Source organism: Bacteroides sp. BFG-637 (assembly GCF_024793605.1).
Classification (GTDB): domain Bacteria; phylum Bacteroidota; class Bacteroidia; order Bacteroidales; family Bacteroidaceae; genus Bacteroides; species Bacteroides vicugnae.
In genome coordinates this window covers 6,096,703-6,111,379 of the sequence record NZ_JANUPD010000002.1, presented here as the reverse complement: position 1 = coordinate 6,111,379, position 14,677 = coordinate 6,096,703, and the positions used below count along the sequence as shown (strand labels likewise).

Here is a 14,677-nt window from a genome sequence, read left to right as displayed (position 1 = left end):
TATGATTACATTTACTCTATGCCTGCTTGCGTTGATAGTAGGCTATTTTACGTATGGACGCCTGATGGAGCGCGTCTTTGGTCCTGATGATCGTAAAACGCCGGCACTGACCAAGGCTGATGGAGTGGACTATATCCCTTTGCCAACCTGGAAGATTTTCATGATTCAGTTCCTTAATATTGCGGGATTAGGTCCGATTTTCGGGGCGATTATGGGAGCGAAGTTCGGTACTTCTTCTTATTTATGGATTGTACTGGGAAGTATTTTTGCAGGTGCGGTGCACGATTATTTTGCCGGGATGCTTTCTTTACGTAATGGTGGTGAAAGTTTGCCCGAGATCATCGGTCGCTATTTGGGACTTACGACGAAGCAGATAATGAGAGGATTTACCGTTATCTTGATGATTCTGGTAGGTTCTGTATTTGTTGCCGGTCCTGCCGGACTGCTGGCGAAGCTCACACCGGAAAACTTGGATGCTACGTTTTGGATTGTCGTTGTGTTTGCTTATTATATTTTGGCAACTTTATTGCCTGTAGATAAAATTATTGGTAAAATCTATCCGCTGTTTGCGGTGGCGCTGCTGTTTATGGCAGTAGGTATCCTGGTGATGCTTTACGTCAATCATCCTGCCTTGCCGGAACTGTGGGATGGTTTGCAGAATACGAATCCCGAAGCGAGCGAGCTTCCTATTTTCCCGATTATGTTTGTGAGTATTGCTTGCGGGGCAATTTCCGGTTTCCATGCTACGCAAAGCCCTTTGATGGCACGTTGTATGACTTCAGAGCGTCACGGACGTCCGGTGTTCTACGGTGCGATGATTACCGAAGGTATTGTTGCCCTTATTTGGGCTGCCGCCGCTACTTACTTCTTCCATGAGAACGGAATGGGAGAGAGTAATGCTTCCGTTATAGTAGATGCCATCACAAAAGAATGGCTGGGGGCAATCGGCGGAGTGCTCGCTATTTTGGGAGTGATTGCAGCCCCGATAACTTCGGGAGATACGGCTTTCCGTTCCGCCCGTCTGATTGTAGCGGACTTTCTGGGACTGGAACAAAGAAGTATGCGTCGCCGTTTATACATTTGTATTCCGATGTTTGTGGTAGCTATCGGTCTGCTTTTGTACAGTCTGCGCGATGCAAATGGATTTAATATGATATGGCGTTATTTTGCTTGGGCTAATCAGACATTGGCGGTGTTTACCTTATGGGCCATAACAGTATTTCTGGCAGTATCCAAGAAACCTTATATCATTACTTTGATACCGGCACTGTTCATGACGAGTGTGTGCTCTACTTATATATGTATTGCCCCCGAAGGATTGGGACTTTCGCACGTGATTTCTTACAGCGTTGGTATAGCGTGTGTAGTGATCGCTGCTGTCTGGTTCTACGTTTGGCTGGGCAAGCAGAAAACAAGAAAATTATCAGAATGAAGAAAATAAAAAAATCAACAGGAGTGGCAATTGCATTCCTTATTTATGTATCCGTAACAGCGGCTTATTTGTTGCCTCGTAATACGGAAGTCAGCTTAACGGAGAAAATAATTACGGTGGCAGTTTCTTATGTCATCGTCTTTCTTCTTTGGCTAGTGCTTCGGAAAAAGGAGCAAATGCGTGAACGCCGCAAAAAAGACGAACAATCTATTCACTTAAAAAAGTAAGTTTATGAAAAAATTAGCTTTGGCACTTTGCTTATTGGCAGTCTCTTTCACTGCACAGGCGCAATTTGAGAAAGGAACTACGATTATTAATCCTTCATTATCGGGATTGGACTTTTCGTATAGTAAAAATGATAAAGCAAAGTTTGGTGTTGGTGCACAAGTCGGTACATTCTTTGCCGAGGGTATTGCCTTGATGGTAAATGCCGGAGCCGATTGGTCGAAACCGATAGACGAGTATACATTAGGTACGGGAGTACGTTTCTATTTCAATAAAACCGGTATCTATTTAGGTGGAGGACTCGACTGGAATCGTTTCCGCTGGAGTGGTGGCAAGCATCAGACTGACTGGGGACTGGGTATCGAAGGCGGATATGCTTTCTTCCTTTCGCGCACGGTAACGATTGAGCCTGCTGTTTATTATAAATGGCGTTTCAATGATGGCGATATGTCACGTTTCGGTGTCAAGATAGGATTCGGTTTCTACTTATAATAGTTGGATTTAGTATATTATCCCTCTTGGTAAGCGAAAATTTGCCAAGAGGGATTGATGTATCTTAATCTTATAAGTTTATTCTTTTTGTTTTAAGATGTAGAAGCAACTTGTGCTAGCGAAATTCCTCAGGTAAGGTATTTCGGAAATCATTTTATTCAATTTATGTGGGGATAGCCCGAATTTTATTTTATAATGCGGGTTGATGAACCATAGTTGCCTGTTTAGTATTTTTAGATTTTTCTTTTTAATTAATCTTTCGAATAATTCTACCGTTACACCTGTCTTTTTAATGGAAAGTAATTCATTTATACAGTCAGCATCCGCTCTAAAAGCTTTCAGAAGTAATCGGTATATGGAAGTGGGGAATAAATGAATAAAAGGCAAACAGGACAAAATTTGGTTTCTACATATTTGTTGATGACCTCCGAACGGCATTTGCCATGCAGGAAATGCCATAAAGACAATACCTTGTGGTTTCAGGTATTTGCTCAAATTAGATAAGAATAGTTCTTTTTCTGTGATGTGTTCAAATACATCATGGCAGATAATAATATCAAAATTCTGCTCCAATTCCTTTAGCTTAAATATATCTGCTGCTATAAATTCACCTTCTGCATGAGATTCATTAAAAAAAGTTTTTGCATCTTTAATACGACTTTGGGCTATGTCAACTCCAACGGTATTACATCCAATTTCCGAAAAAGGAAGTAAGTTACCTCCATCACCACAACCAATTTCTAATACATTCATTTTTGCTTCTATTGTATGCCAATACTGGATATATGGGATAAAATAGTTCCTACTTGTTATAGACAGTTCTTTGAAATAGATATTTCTGTTTTGATGACGCTCTTGCATAATAATAGTTCATGTGTAATGATTGATACAATTAGAATAACTTTCTATAATCATGATAAATTATTCCTTGAAAGACTGCATGATGATCGTTCTTTTTTACCAGGATAGGCGAATACCTATAGGTAATGTCACATCGAATGGCTTTGTAGTCCTAATTGTATTTAGTGTACTTCCATTATTAAAGTAGTAGCGTAAATTAGGTTCTGCATAGATTCCGATAGAAGATGTTATATGATACTGGATTCCTATACCAAAATCTGCCGACCACTGTAAACGTGGATATAGATTACTCATCTTTTGATATATAATTTGCCCATTATCTGATGTGAGTTCTTCTAATGTTGCTCTTACAGGTATATCCAAAGTTATTCCTGCGGAAGTATATATGGAGAATCTTTTTTGTTTCCATATATTGAAAGAACCTTTGAATGGGATTCCTATATAACTGATTTTCTGTACTTTTTCTAAATAGGAATCGTTGATGATAGTGAAATCAGAACGTAAGTATGTATACCGTACTCCGGTTTCTATGCCCCAATGTTCATTTATATTCTTACGCACCGAAAGTGATAGCGTAATGGGAATATGATGATATGATTTTTCTACTACCTCTTTGGAATCTCCGGATGAAATATCACCGGGGATTCTTGAGCGTTGAGTGTTGGTTTGTTTTTCTCCTCCTGAATAAGATAAAGCTAATGACCAATTCTTTTTATCGTTGGAAAGTTGTTTGATTGTATAAGCGGAATAATGTTCTTGCTGCTTTGGGGTATCTTGCTTTTCTGTTATTTGATGATAAAAAGAGTTTATGCTGTCTTTCTCTTCTGTAGCACTGTCTTGCAAAATAACCTTTTGTGTGGATAAATTTCTTATAGGTTCGGAATGTACATACTTGGGAGGAGCAGACACATAATCTTGGCTCAAAACAGTTTTTATGGAATCTTTTAATAATATATTTGCAATTTCGTGTTCTTTCTCTTTCTGTGTAATTGCTATATTTTGTTTTGTAATGATAGTATTCTTAGATATATATAGCCATATTTGTATAGAAATAATAGATGATAATATAAATAATCCTATGACAATGCGGTATTGGGAGATGAGCTTGCGTAGCATATCCTTTGCTCTTGACAATTGCGATGAGGAAGAATGAGGGGCTATGTTTAATAATAAACTAATCTCTTTGTGAGACAATCCTTCTAATATGGCTAATTTGAAAACTGTGCTATATCCCTCCGGGAGTGATTCTATCATTCTGAGCATCGTTTTGTAAGGTGGAAAATCATTGGATGGGAATGTATCCACAGGGTCTTCTTCCTCACTTATTTCTTCTAAAGAGATTGTAGTCATCGAATTGCGCTGTTTTAAATATCTTAAAGATATATTTTTCATTATCGTCCCCATCCAATGCTCTAATTTTTCAGGAGAATGTAAGGAATCTATAGATGTGTAGATGATAATAAAACCGTCATGTAAGAGGTCTTGTGCTATTTGTTTGTCAGAGACATAATGAAAGCAAATTTTTATCATCTTATCGGCATAGGTTTGGTAAAGCCAGCTTAAAGTTCGCTCATCTCCTTTTTTACACAATTCTACAAGTTCCTTTTTGTTCATATGTTTTATTATCTGTACAACACTCTATAATAAATATGATACACAAAAATTAAAAAGACTGCATGTCTTTTGCTATTTTAACATTTATATTCTTTGCTTTTAGTGGTGAGGGGAAGATGCAGTACGTCAGGATATGGACGGTCTGAGAATTGTTTATAGCCTTTGCTTACCTGAGTGTTGATCGACTTGTTTGTGTTAAGAAGTAAAGATGCAATTGGGGTAAAAAATGAGAGCAAGATTTTGTACATATCTACCAAAAGTAGATAGTACAAAGATCTTGTATATGTAGGGAGAAATACAACGAAATAATAATGCTTATCCCAGTTTTTCTTTCAGGAACTGTCCTGTATAGCTTGCTCCGCAAGCGGCAACTTCTTCCGGAGTGCCCACTGCTACAATGTTTCCGCCCTTATCTCCACCTTCCGGTCCGAGATCGATTACATAATCGGCACATTTGATGACATCCATATTATGTTCGATGATAACGATGCTGTGTCCCCGGCGAATCAGTGCGTCGAAAGCATCCAGAAGTTTGCGAATATCATGGAAGTGTAGTCCTGTAGTCGGCTCGTCAAAGATAAACATCGTGGGGTCGGCTTTCTCCTGGCTCAAATAGAATGCCAGTTTGACACGTTGGTTCTCACCACCGGAAAGAGTCGAAGATGACTGCCCTAATTTAATATATCCCAATCCTACATCCTGCAAAGGAAGCAGCTTCTTTACGATTTTCTTTTGTCCATGTTCATTGAAGAATTCAATGGCTTGATTCACGGTCATTTCCAATACATCATAGATGCTTTTATCGTGGAATTTCACTTCCAGCGTATCAGACTTGAACCGTTTTCCATGACAAGATTCACACTCCAGTACCAAGTCTGCCATAAATTGCATCTCTACAGTAATGGTTCCTTCCCCTTTACACTCTTCGCAACGCCCGCCTTCACTGTTGAAGCTGAAGAATCCGGGAGTATACCCCATTTGTTTAGCTAGTGGTTGTTCAGACCATAGTTTACGGATTTCGTCGTAAGCCTTGATGTAGGTCACCGGATTAGAACGTGATGATTTACCAATAGGATTCTGGTCTACAAATTCTACATTTCGCAGGTCGCGCAAACTTCCTCCGATTGAAGAGAATTCTCCCGGTCGGTCACTGCATTCATCCAATTCGCGTTTCAATGCCCGGAAGAAAATGTCTCTCACCAATGTACTCTTTCCGGAACCGGAAACACCGGTAACGACTGTCATTACATTAAGTGGGATGCGTACGTTTACTCCTTTCAGGTTATTCTCACGTGCACCTTTCAATTCTATATAATTATTCCACGGCCGGCGATGCTCCGGAACGGGAATTTCATCTTCTCCCAAAAGATAACGTACCGTATAGCTGTTGCTTCCCTTCTTCAAATCCTTCATATCGCCTTGGTAAACAACCTCTCCACCCAGACGTCCTGCATTAGGACCTATATCAATAATGTAATCTGCGGCACGGATAATCTCTTCATCGTGCTCTACCACCACTACTGTATTGCCTAATTGTTGTAGTTGACGCAACACATGGAGCAGACGGTCCGTATCACGGCTATGCAGTCCGATACTTGGCTCGTCGAGAATATAAAGGCTACCTACAAGGCTACTTCCCAGTGAGGTTGCCAGATTGATACGCTGACTTTCTCCGCCCGATAAAGAATTACTAAGCCGATTCAAGGTCAGATAGCCCAAACCTACATCAATTAGAAAACGAATCCGACTATTTATTTCAACCAGGATACGTCGGGATACATTGCTGTCGTGCTCGTCCAATTCCAGATGATCGAAAAATAGCTTCAGCTCTGTGATAGGCAAATCCACCAGTTCGGAAATGTTTTTTCCACCTACTCGAACATATCCGGCTTCCGGTTTCAGGCGAGTGCCGTGGCATTTCGGACAAAGCGTCTTTCCCCGGTAACGTGCCAGCATCACCCGGTATTGTATCTTATATTGATTCTCTTCCAGCATCTTGAAGAAATCATTGATGCCATGGAAATATTGATTGCCTTCCCAAAGTAAACGGCGTTGCGCATCTGTCAACTCATAATAAGGAGTGAAAATAGGGAAGTCGAATTTATCAGCATTGTGAATCAGTTCTTCTTTCCATTCACCCATCTTTTCACCTCGCCAGCACACAATAGCACCTTCATATACGGATAAGGAACGATCCGGAACAACTAAATGCTCATCAATACCGATCACTTTACCGAATCCTTCGCATACAGGACAAGCACCGATAGGAGAGTTGAAAGAAAACATCTGGTCATTAGGCTCTTCAAAGGTGATACCGTCTGCTTCGAATTTAGTGCTGAAAGTATGTAACTTCGTAGTTCCGTCTGATAGATAAAAACGCAGCATACAGGTTCCGTCACCTTCATACATGGCTGTTTCGGCAGAATCGGTCAGTCGACTGATGGCGTCCTTGCTGTTGGCAACAGCCATACGGTCTACCAGTAGATATACTTCATCACCTGCCACAGGCGTATATTCATCAATACGCTTCATCTCCCCGTTCACTTCGATACGGTTGAACCCTTGTTTCAGGTCTATCTCCAGTTGCTGTTGCAAGGTGCGGTCTTCACGCAGGCGGATAGGTGTCAGTACCGTATATCTTGTACCTTCCGGGTATGAGAGCATGCAGTTGACAATGTCTTCTGTAGAGTGTTTCTTCACTTCTTGTCCGCTGATGGGACTATATGTTTTCCCTACCCGTGAATATAACAGGCGTAGATATTCGTAAATTTCAGTCGAGGTGCCCACGGTAGAACGGGGATTACGGCTGTTCACTTTCTGTTCGATAGCAATGGCGGGAGGAATTCCTTTGATAAAGTCACATTCCGGCTTGCTCATTCGCCCCAGGAACTGACGCGCATAACTGCTTAGACTCTCCACGTAGCGGCGTTGTCCTTCTGCATAGAGGGTATCAAAAGCGAGAGATGATTTTCCCGAACCCGATAATCCGGTGATGACAACAAGCTTGTTGCGGGGAATATCTACATCGATGTTTTTTAGGTTGTTGACGCGTGCGCCTTTGATCGAAATATAGTTGTTTTCTGACATAAAATACTCCTTTTTTATGGTAGTCGGCAAAGTTAGCGAATTTATCGGGAGTTTGTATTATCTTTGCGTCACATTATTACGATTTAAGAATATTATGAAGCTGAAAAACTATCTTTTACTTTTAGCTCTTCTTCTGGTGGTAGGAGTGAGGGCGCAGGTGCCGTCAGGCAATAAATATCCTAAACGTGAATTCCGTGGAGCATGGATACAAGCTGTTAACGGTCAGTTTCGTGGCATTCCCACAGAGAGATTGAAACAAATATTGATTAGTCAATTGAACTCTCTTCAGGAAGCCGGCATTAACGCAATCATCTTTCAGGTACGCCCTGAAGCAGATGCATTATACGCTTCCCAGCATGAGCCGTGGAGCCGTTTCCTGACAGGAACGCAAGGTCAGACACCTTCCCCTATGTGGGATCCGATGCAGTTTATGATTGAAGAATGTCAGAAACGGAATATGGAATTTCATGCCTGGATCAATCCTTACCGCGTGAAGACCTCATTAAAGAACAAGTTGGCACCGGAACATATTTATCACCAGCATCCGGAATGGTTTGTTACTTATGGCGATCAGCTATATTTCGATCCGGCACTTCCCGAAAGTCGTGAACATATCTGCAAAATTGTGACCGATATTGTGTCTCGTTATGATGTAGATGCTATTCACATGGATGATTATTTCTATCCTTATCCGGTTAATGGGTTGGATTTTCCGGATGATGCAAGTTTCGCCCGTTACGGTGGAGGTTTCACCAATAAGGCAGATTGGCGTCGTAGTAATGTGAATGTGTTGATAAAGAAGCTTCATGAAACGATTCGTGGCATCAAGCCATGGGTGAAGTTCGGTATTAGTCCGTTCGGTATTTATCGTAATCAGAAAAGCGATCCGTTGGGAAGTAACACCAATGGTTTGCAGAACTATGATGATCTTTATGCCGATGTGCTTCTTTGGGCACGTGAAGGATGGATTGATTATAATATTCCGCAAATTTACTGGGAGATTGGTCACAAGGCTGCCGACTATGAGACATTGGTGAAATGGTGGGCTACTCATTCGGAAAACCGGCCGTTATTTATCGGCCAGTCAGTGCCAAAGACTGTTCAGTTTGCCGATCCGCAGAATCCTTCTATCAATCAGCTTCCCCGTAAGATGGCTTTGCAACGTGCTTACCAAACAATCGGAGGCAGCTGTCAATGGTATGCAGCAGCTGTTGTTGAGAATCAGGGTAGATATCGTGATGCTTTAATCAGTGAATATCATAAATATCCTGCTTTGATTCCAGTCTTTGATTTTATGGATGATAAAGCTCCGGGCAAGGTACGTAAGATGAAAAAAGTATGGACAGAAGATGGTTATATCCTTTTCTGGACAGCTCCGAAAGCTGATACAGAGATGGATAAGGCAGTTCAATATGTAGTCTATCGTTTTGATAGTAAAGAAAAGGTGAATTTGGACGATCCTTCCCATATTGTAGCTATCACGCGTAATCCATTCTACAAACTTCCTTATGAAACAGGAAAAACGAAATGCCGTTATGTAGTGACAGCTTTAGACCGCTTGCATAATGAATCCAAATCTGTAAGTAAGAAGTTGAAACTTTGATTATTTGATAGTTGATAATTGATAATTGAAAGTGACTATGCAGCATAGCGCAGCTAACTATCAATTATCACCTATCAACTAATAAAGTAGTAGCCCTGCAATGCCGCAGCCGATAATCATTAATATCGGATTGGCTTTGTATTTTCTTGTTCCGATGAAAGCGATCAGGAATATAATGATACTGATGACGAACGAATAAGTATCTTTCGTAGGCGAACCGAAATTCTCCACATTCATTAATACTAGCGCAGCGGAAGCGAGTAGTCCTACTACTGCCGGGCGTAGCCCGTCGAAGATAGATTCCACCACAGGATGTTTCTGATACCTTAAAAAGAACTTGCTAATGGTCAGCATCAAGATAAAAGAGGGGAGGACCACTGCAAAAGTTGCAATGATGGAACCCCAAACACTTCCGGTAGAAGTAAACCCTACATAGGTCGCTGCATTAATGCCGATAGGTCCCGGAGTCATCTGACTGATTGCTACAATATCAGTAAACTCCTGTGAACTCACCCATCCGTAACGGGTAACCACTTCACCTTGAATCATGGAAAGCATGGCGTACCCACCTCCGAAACCAAAGAGGCCAATTTTGAAAAATGTATAGAATAACTGTAGGTAAATCATGTGATTAATAATTTATTATATAATAATTTTAGGCACGGATTACACGGATTTCGCAGTTTTTGGAATTATGAATCTGTAAAATAACAGCGTTAATCCGTGTAATCCGTGCCTTCTCAACTCTCCTTTCTTAGCTCTTGACTTTTCTAAGTTTTCCCCACAGGAACCCTCCTACACCGGCAGCAATGATAATCCAGATAGGGGAGAAGCCCAACAGCCAGATTAATAATGCCGAGACAACAGGAATCCACAGATTGTAGCGGTTGATTTTAGCGGATCGTCCCATGGTAAATGTCGGTGCCGCGATGAGTGCCACCACTGCCGGGCGGATTCCTTTAAAAATACGTTCCACTATCGGATTGTCTTGGAAACTATGAAAGAACAGGGCGATAGCTAATATAATAATGAAAGACGGCAAAATAGTACCCAATGCTGTGATAATACTTCCCCGGATGCCACGCAGCTTATATCCTATGAAGATAGAAATATTGACTGCCAGAATTCCCGGAGCGGATTGGGAGATAGCCAACAGGTCTATAAAATCTTCCTGCGCAATCCATTTTCGCTTGGTGACAATTTCATTTTCAATCAGTGGCACCATTGCATACCCTCCTCCAATGGTAAAGGCGCCTATTTTAAAAAAGATTCCAAATGCTTCGAGATAAATGTTCATTCTTTCTTTTCTCCTCCTTCCTTACTAGCTGTTTTTTTCTCTTTGCCATACTGACTGGGACTTACATTAAAATGCTTCTTAAATACTTCGCGGAAGTACTTGGCATCACTGAATCCCGTCATTTCTGCAATTTCTGTTATGCTATGTGTGTCTTCTTTTAGTAATTGTACGGCACGTTTCAGACGAATCAATCGGATATAATCTCCCGGTGCCTGATCGGTTAGCGCCCTTAATTTGTTGTAGAAGCTTGTGCGACTCATTCCCATCAGGCTGCATAACACATCTACTGTGAGAGCCGGATTGTCGATGTTGTCTTCCACATTCTTTTTAACGTTTGCAATAAACTTCCAGTCAATATCCTGTGAACAGTTGATGCAGTCTTCGTCATTTTCCTCATCATTCAGATCCAGATTTGCGTATTTGCTGCGCAAGAGTGCACGATTAGCCAATAGATTGGCCACATTTGCTTTCAGTATACCAATGTTGAATGGCTTCACAACGTATTCATCCGCACCAATCTGAAGTCCCGAGAGAATATCTTTTTCATTATTCAAAGCAGTCAGCAGGATAACGGGGATGTGGGAAGTCTCGATATTGTTCTTGATAGCCTGGCATAATTCATCACCCCGCATTTCCGGCATCATAATGTCTGAAATAACCAGCTCCGGCTTGTACTCGGGAATAATCGTCAGTGCTTCTTTTCCATTGGAACAAACCTGTACGACATATTCTTCGGATAACGTTTGCGACAGATAGTTGCGCAACTCATCATTATCTTCCACAATTAAGATACGACGATGATTTATGTTCTCTTTCTTCTGTGCGTTTTCGTAGATTTCAGGCGATGAAGACGGAACGTTTTCGATTTCTATACGCTGTTTGCTCGGAGTTGCCAGATGTGCTTTCCGGAAACGCTTGCTGTCTTTGGGGAACGTTATTTTGATAACTGATCCCTGGTTTTCGATACTTGACAGATTAATCTTTCCTTTGTGCAAACGGACTAACTTCCATACAAGCATCAGACCGATACCACTTCCTGTTACTTTGGAGTTAATGGCATTGCTGCCGCGGAAATGGAGCTTGAACAGCTTCTTTTGTTCGTTAGCCGGAATTCCGATTCCTGTGTCTCTGACTTCCACACTCCATGAATCTGTTGTTTCAGAAACGAAAACCTGTACATTTCCATTTTCGGGAGTATATTTCAATGCATTCGAAATGATGTTCTTAAAAATAGACTCCATTTTCTCTTTATCAAACCATACATTCATATACCTGAAATTACTTTCATAAGTGAAGTTGATATGTTTGATGTTGGCGTACTGCTGAAATGCATTGAATATTTCATTCATAAACGTGTTTAGTTCATGCTCTGAAATATATAGCTCGGAAGAATATACGTCCGCTCTCTCAAAGTTGATAAGATTGGTCGTCAGGCGTAGCAGGGCATTTACGTTTCGTAATGCCGTATTCATGTTCGAAATCCCTTCTTTGCTCAACTCCTCTTTCTCGCGTAGCTCTTCCAAAGGTGCTTTGATAAGGGTTAATGGGGTACGGATATCATGCGCTGTATTGATAAAGAAATGTATTTTCTCATCGGAGACTTTGCGTTGCTTCCTCAAAATCAGTATACGCAATAGGACGATGGCAATGAGACAAAGGATAGCTGTATAAACCAGCATGGCCCAGAATGTCAGCCAGAAAGGTTGGGCTATGATAATATCCATACTTCTTTCTTCAAGCATGATGCGTTTGTCTTCATTGGAGATGGCACGTACCCTTAGCGTATATTTGCCCGGGGCAAGATTGGTGTAACGAATCGTGTTCTCTGTTCCGGGTTTGCTCCATTTATCATAGAAACCTTCTAGCCTCCAAGAGTAAAGAATATTGGAAGGATAGTCATAGTTGATGGAAGAAACCTGCAAAGAGAATATGTTTTGATTGTATTTTAACTTTAGTACCTTTGTATCATTGATGCTTGCTTTCAACGGAGAATCCTCATCACCCGGATAGATTGTTTGATAAAAAAGCTTGAAATCGCTGAAAATCATTTTAGAAGAATAACTTCTGGGCAATTTCATATCCTTGTCAAATTCCACTGCTCCGTCAGAACTGCCTAAAATGAATTTATTGTTTTTCCGTAACGTACCTGATAGCGCATTGAAATGGGTGGTCATCAATCCCATATCTTTGGTCCAGTTATAGAATTTTTTCTCATTGGGATAAAAACTTGTCAATCCGCTTTCTGTACTCATGATTATATCTTTGTCCGCATCCGATAATATGGTATAGATATTATTGGATATCAAAGCACAGTTTTCCGTGTGGTAATGAGTGAACAGTTTTTTATTAATATCGTAAATCAATAGTCCCGACCCGCTGGTACCTATATACAATGAACCGTTTTTTGCTTGGTACAGGGAATAGATATAGCTCGACTCTACCGGAAGTTTTATGCGCTCGAATTTTCCGGATTCTTTATCTAAAAGACATAGGCCGGTGGCACTACCGATCCACATACTTTTTTCATCTTTCTCAACGATGGCGGTAATGGAATTTAATCCATCATAAAACCGTACTTCCTGCGTCTTCAGATTAATACGCTTGAGGTTGTAGAATCCTCCCGACCAGATATAACCTTGCATATCTGTACGAATATCACGTATATATTTATCCGGTCGCTTGTTTGTATGAGTGTACAAAGGCGGCATGAAATAGCTGACACTGAACGTTTTCTTATCTATCTGGTAAGCACCGGAAGAGTACCCGCCTGCCCAGATAATTCCGGGAGCCACTTCGCATATAGTAAGAAAGATATGGCTTTTATTACCTTGCGACTCTTCAAAAGCACTAAGCACCGATCGCCATTGTCCGGTCTTTGAATTAAAAAAACTGATGCCATTGTTCGTTGCAAACCATAAATCTCCCTCTCTGTCTTCAATAATGGCATTTACTTGATCGTTGATTAAAGACTGTTTGTTACCGATGGAGTGCTTAATCCATTTGTAGCTCGTATAACGGTTGTTTTGTATCGTGATTCCGATGGGATAATTAGCCAACCATATCCGTTCTTCATCATCCACAAAAATGTCATTGATACTGTTACCGTTCATGCCACAATTACTGTTATAATCAGCCACAATTTCGGGTACTATTTGATAAGTATCCATATTTATTTTGTGTACTCCTCCGCCATCGGTAGCTATTAATAACTCTTTGTCATTTAGCGGCTTGAACCGTGTGATACTGATATCTTTCAGGTTATAATCCGGTCGTATGACGGATTTGGTATTCATATCATAAACCATAATTCCCCGCAAGAAAGTGCCGATGAATAGTTTCCGAATCTTTTTGTCGAAGTGTAAATCGCTTACTTGGGCTTTCACGCTCTCCAACTTATCGCAATTGATAAGTTTCAATGCGTTGTTTTCTAATTGGGCATAATGAATTCCCATTTCCGTACCGATGAAGAAATGCGATTCGTCTATTTGTTCAATATCAGTGATTTCTTCACTTATATCATTCTTTATATGGGTGACTTGTTTGGTGTCCGTATTATAGAGAAAGATAGTATCTTTATTGCATAGCCAGATGTGTTTGTTCTGGTCGAGCCAGGCATAAGTGACCGGGTCCGGCTGTTCGCTGAAACTTTCCATCGGTAATTTATATACAAGACTGAAGCAGTCGTGAATCTGGTCATACCGGAATACTTTTCCTTTTTTTCCGATTTCCCATAAGACTCCTTCCTGATCAATATAAAGCCAGTTTAGATTTAACAGAGAGTTCACTTCTGCGTCACCATCCATTAACTTATATCGTTTAAACTCTTTTCCATTGTATCGATCAATACCTTCGTGCGTGAGGAACCACATGTATCCGGTTTTATCTTTTTGAATGCAGTAAACCCGCCGGTTACTTAACCCATCCTCCACTCCGAGATATCGATACGTCTGCGCGACACAAATTAGAGGAAACAATAAGATTAGAAAAAGCCATTTTTTCATACAAATAGGACTTTTAAGGGTTATTGAATCTTTTATGAGGGGGAAAGTTTGACAAAATTAAGAAG

At 40.8% G+C, this 14,677-nt stretch carries 10 protein-coding genes; 4 read left to right on the top strand and 6 right to left on the bottom strand.

Translation table 11 applies throughout. The features are described from left to right. Window position 1 precedes the first annotated feature (1 nt). From NXX38_RS24105 to NXX38_RS24095, 3 genes are read left to right on the top strand one after another with little or no spacing between them, the layout of a single operon-like run. Window positions 2-1,432, top strand: coding sequence for a carbon starvation protein A (locus tag NXX38_RS24105; RefSeq protein ID WP_148364664.1), 1,431 nt, complete (start codon window positions 2-4; stop codon window positions 1,430-1,432). Further along, window positions 1,429-1,659, top strand: coding sequence for a hypothetical protein (locus NXX38_RS24100; RefSeq protein WP_148364665.1), 231 nt, complete (start codon window positions 1,429-1,431; stop codon window positions 1,657-1,659). The genes NXX38_RS24105 and NXX38_RS24100 overlap by 4 nt, the downstream gene beginning before the upstream one ends. A gap of 4 nt (window positions 1,660-1,663) precedes the next feature. Continuing rightward, window positions 1,664-2,149: an outer membrane beta-barrel protein gene (locus NXX38_RS24095; RefSeq protein WP_008999784.1), complete on the top strand. Its 486-nt coding sequence runs from the start codon at window positions 1,664-1,666 to the stop codon at window positions 2,147-2,149. Window positions 2,150-2,227: 78 nt separating this feature from the next. Here NXX38_RS24095 and NXX38_RS24090 read toward each other — a convergent pair whose 3' ends face one another. The 3 genes from NXX38_RS24090 to uvrA form a co-directional block, all read right to left on the bottom strand. Next, the gene (locus NXX38_RS24090) at window positions 2,228-3,010 is read right to left on the bottom strand and encodes a bifunctional 2-polyprenyl-6-hydroxyphenol methylase/3-demethylubiquinol 3-O-methyltransferase UbiG (protein ID WP_217721193.1); all 783 of its coding nucleotides are present in this window, start codon (window positions 3,008-3,010) and stop codon (window positions 2,228-2,230) included. Between the two features lie 96 nt (window positions 3,011-3,106). Continuing rightward, the gene (locus NXX38_RS24085; protein WP_148364667.1) at window positions 3,107-4,624 is read right to left on the bottom strand and encodes a sigma-70 family RNA polymerase sigma factor; all 1,518 of its coding nucleotides are present in this window, start codon (window positions 4,622-4,624) and stop codon (window positions 3,107-3,109) included. 315 nt (window positions 4,625-4,939) lie between these two features. Further along, window positions 4,940-7,711, bottom strand: a complete 2,772-nt coding sequence (uvrA, locus tag NXX38_RS24080; RefSeq protein ID WP_195650599.1) for an excinuclease ABC subunit UvrA — start codon at window positions 7,709-7,711, stop codon at window positions 4,940-4,942. Window positions 7,712-7,727: 16 nt separating this feature from the next. Here uvrA and NXX38_RS24075 point away from each other — a divergent pair, with 16 nt between their 5' ends. Continuing rightward, window positions 7,728-9,314, top strand: a complete 1,587-nt coding sequence (locus NXX38_RS24075; RefSeq protein ID WP_195650598.1) for a glycoside hydrolase family 10 protein — start codon at window positions 7,728-7,730, stop codon at window positions 9,312-9,314. A gap of 78 nt (window positions 9,315-9,392) precedes the next feature. Here the strand turns inward: NXX38_RS24075 and NXX38_RS24070 are convergent, their stop codons facing one another. The 3 genes from NXX38_RS24070 to NXX38_RS24060 form a co-directional block, all read right to left on the bottom strand. Next, the gene (locus NXX38_RS24070; RefSeq protein ID WP_074637856.1) at window positions 9,393-9,941 is read right to left on the bottom strand and encodes a chromate transporter; all 549 of its coding nucleotides are present in this window, start codon (window positions 9,939-9,941) and stop codon (window positions 9,393-9,395) included. A 127-nt stretch (window positions 9,942-10,068) separates the two neighbouring features. Continuing rightward, window positions 10,069-10,611 (bottom strand): chromate transporter, encoded by a 543-nt coding sequence (locus tag NXX38_RS24065; RefSeq protein ID WP_074637854.1) that lies wholly within the window; start codon window positions 10,609-10,611, stop codon window positions 10,069-10,071. Then, window positions 10,608-14,612 carry a response regulator gene (locus NXX38_RS24060; RefSeq protein WP_148364670.1) on the bottom strand — a complete coding sequence of 1,335 codons (4,005 nt, stop codon included), beginning with the start codon at window positions 14,610-14,612 and terminating at the stop codon, window positions 10,608-10,610. Before NXX38_RS24060 ends, NXX38_RS24065 begins: the two co-directional genes overlap by 4 nt. Window positions 14,613-14,677 lie beyond the last annotated feature (65 nt).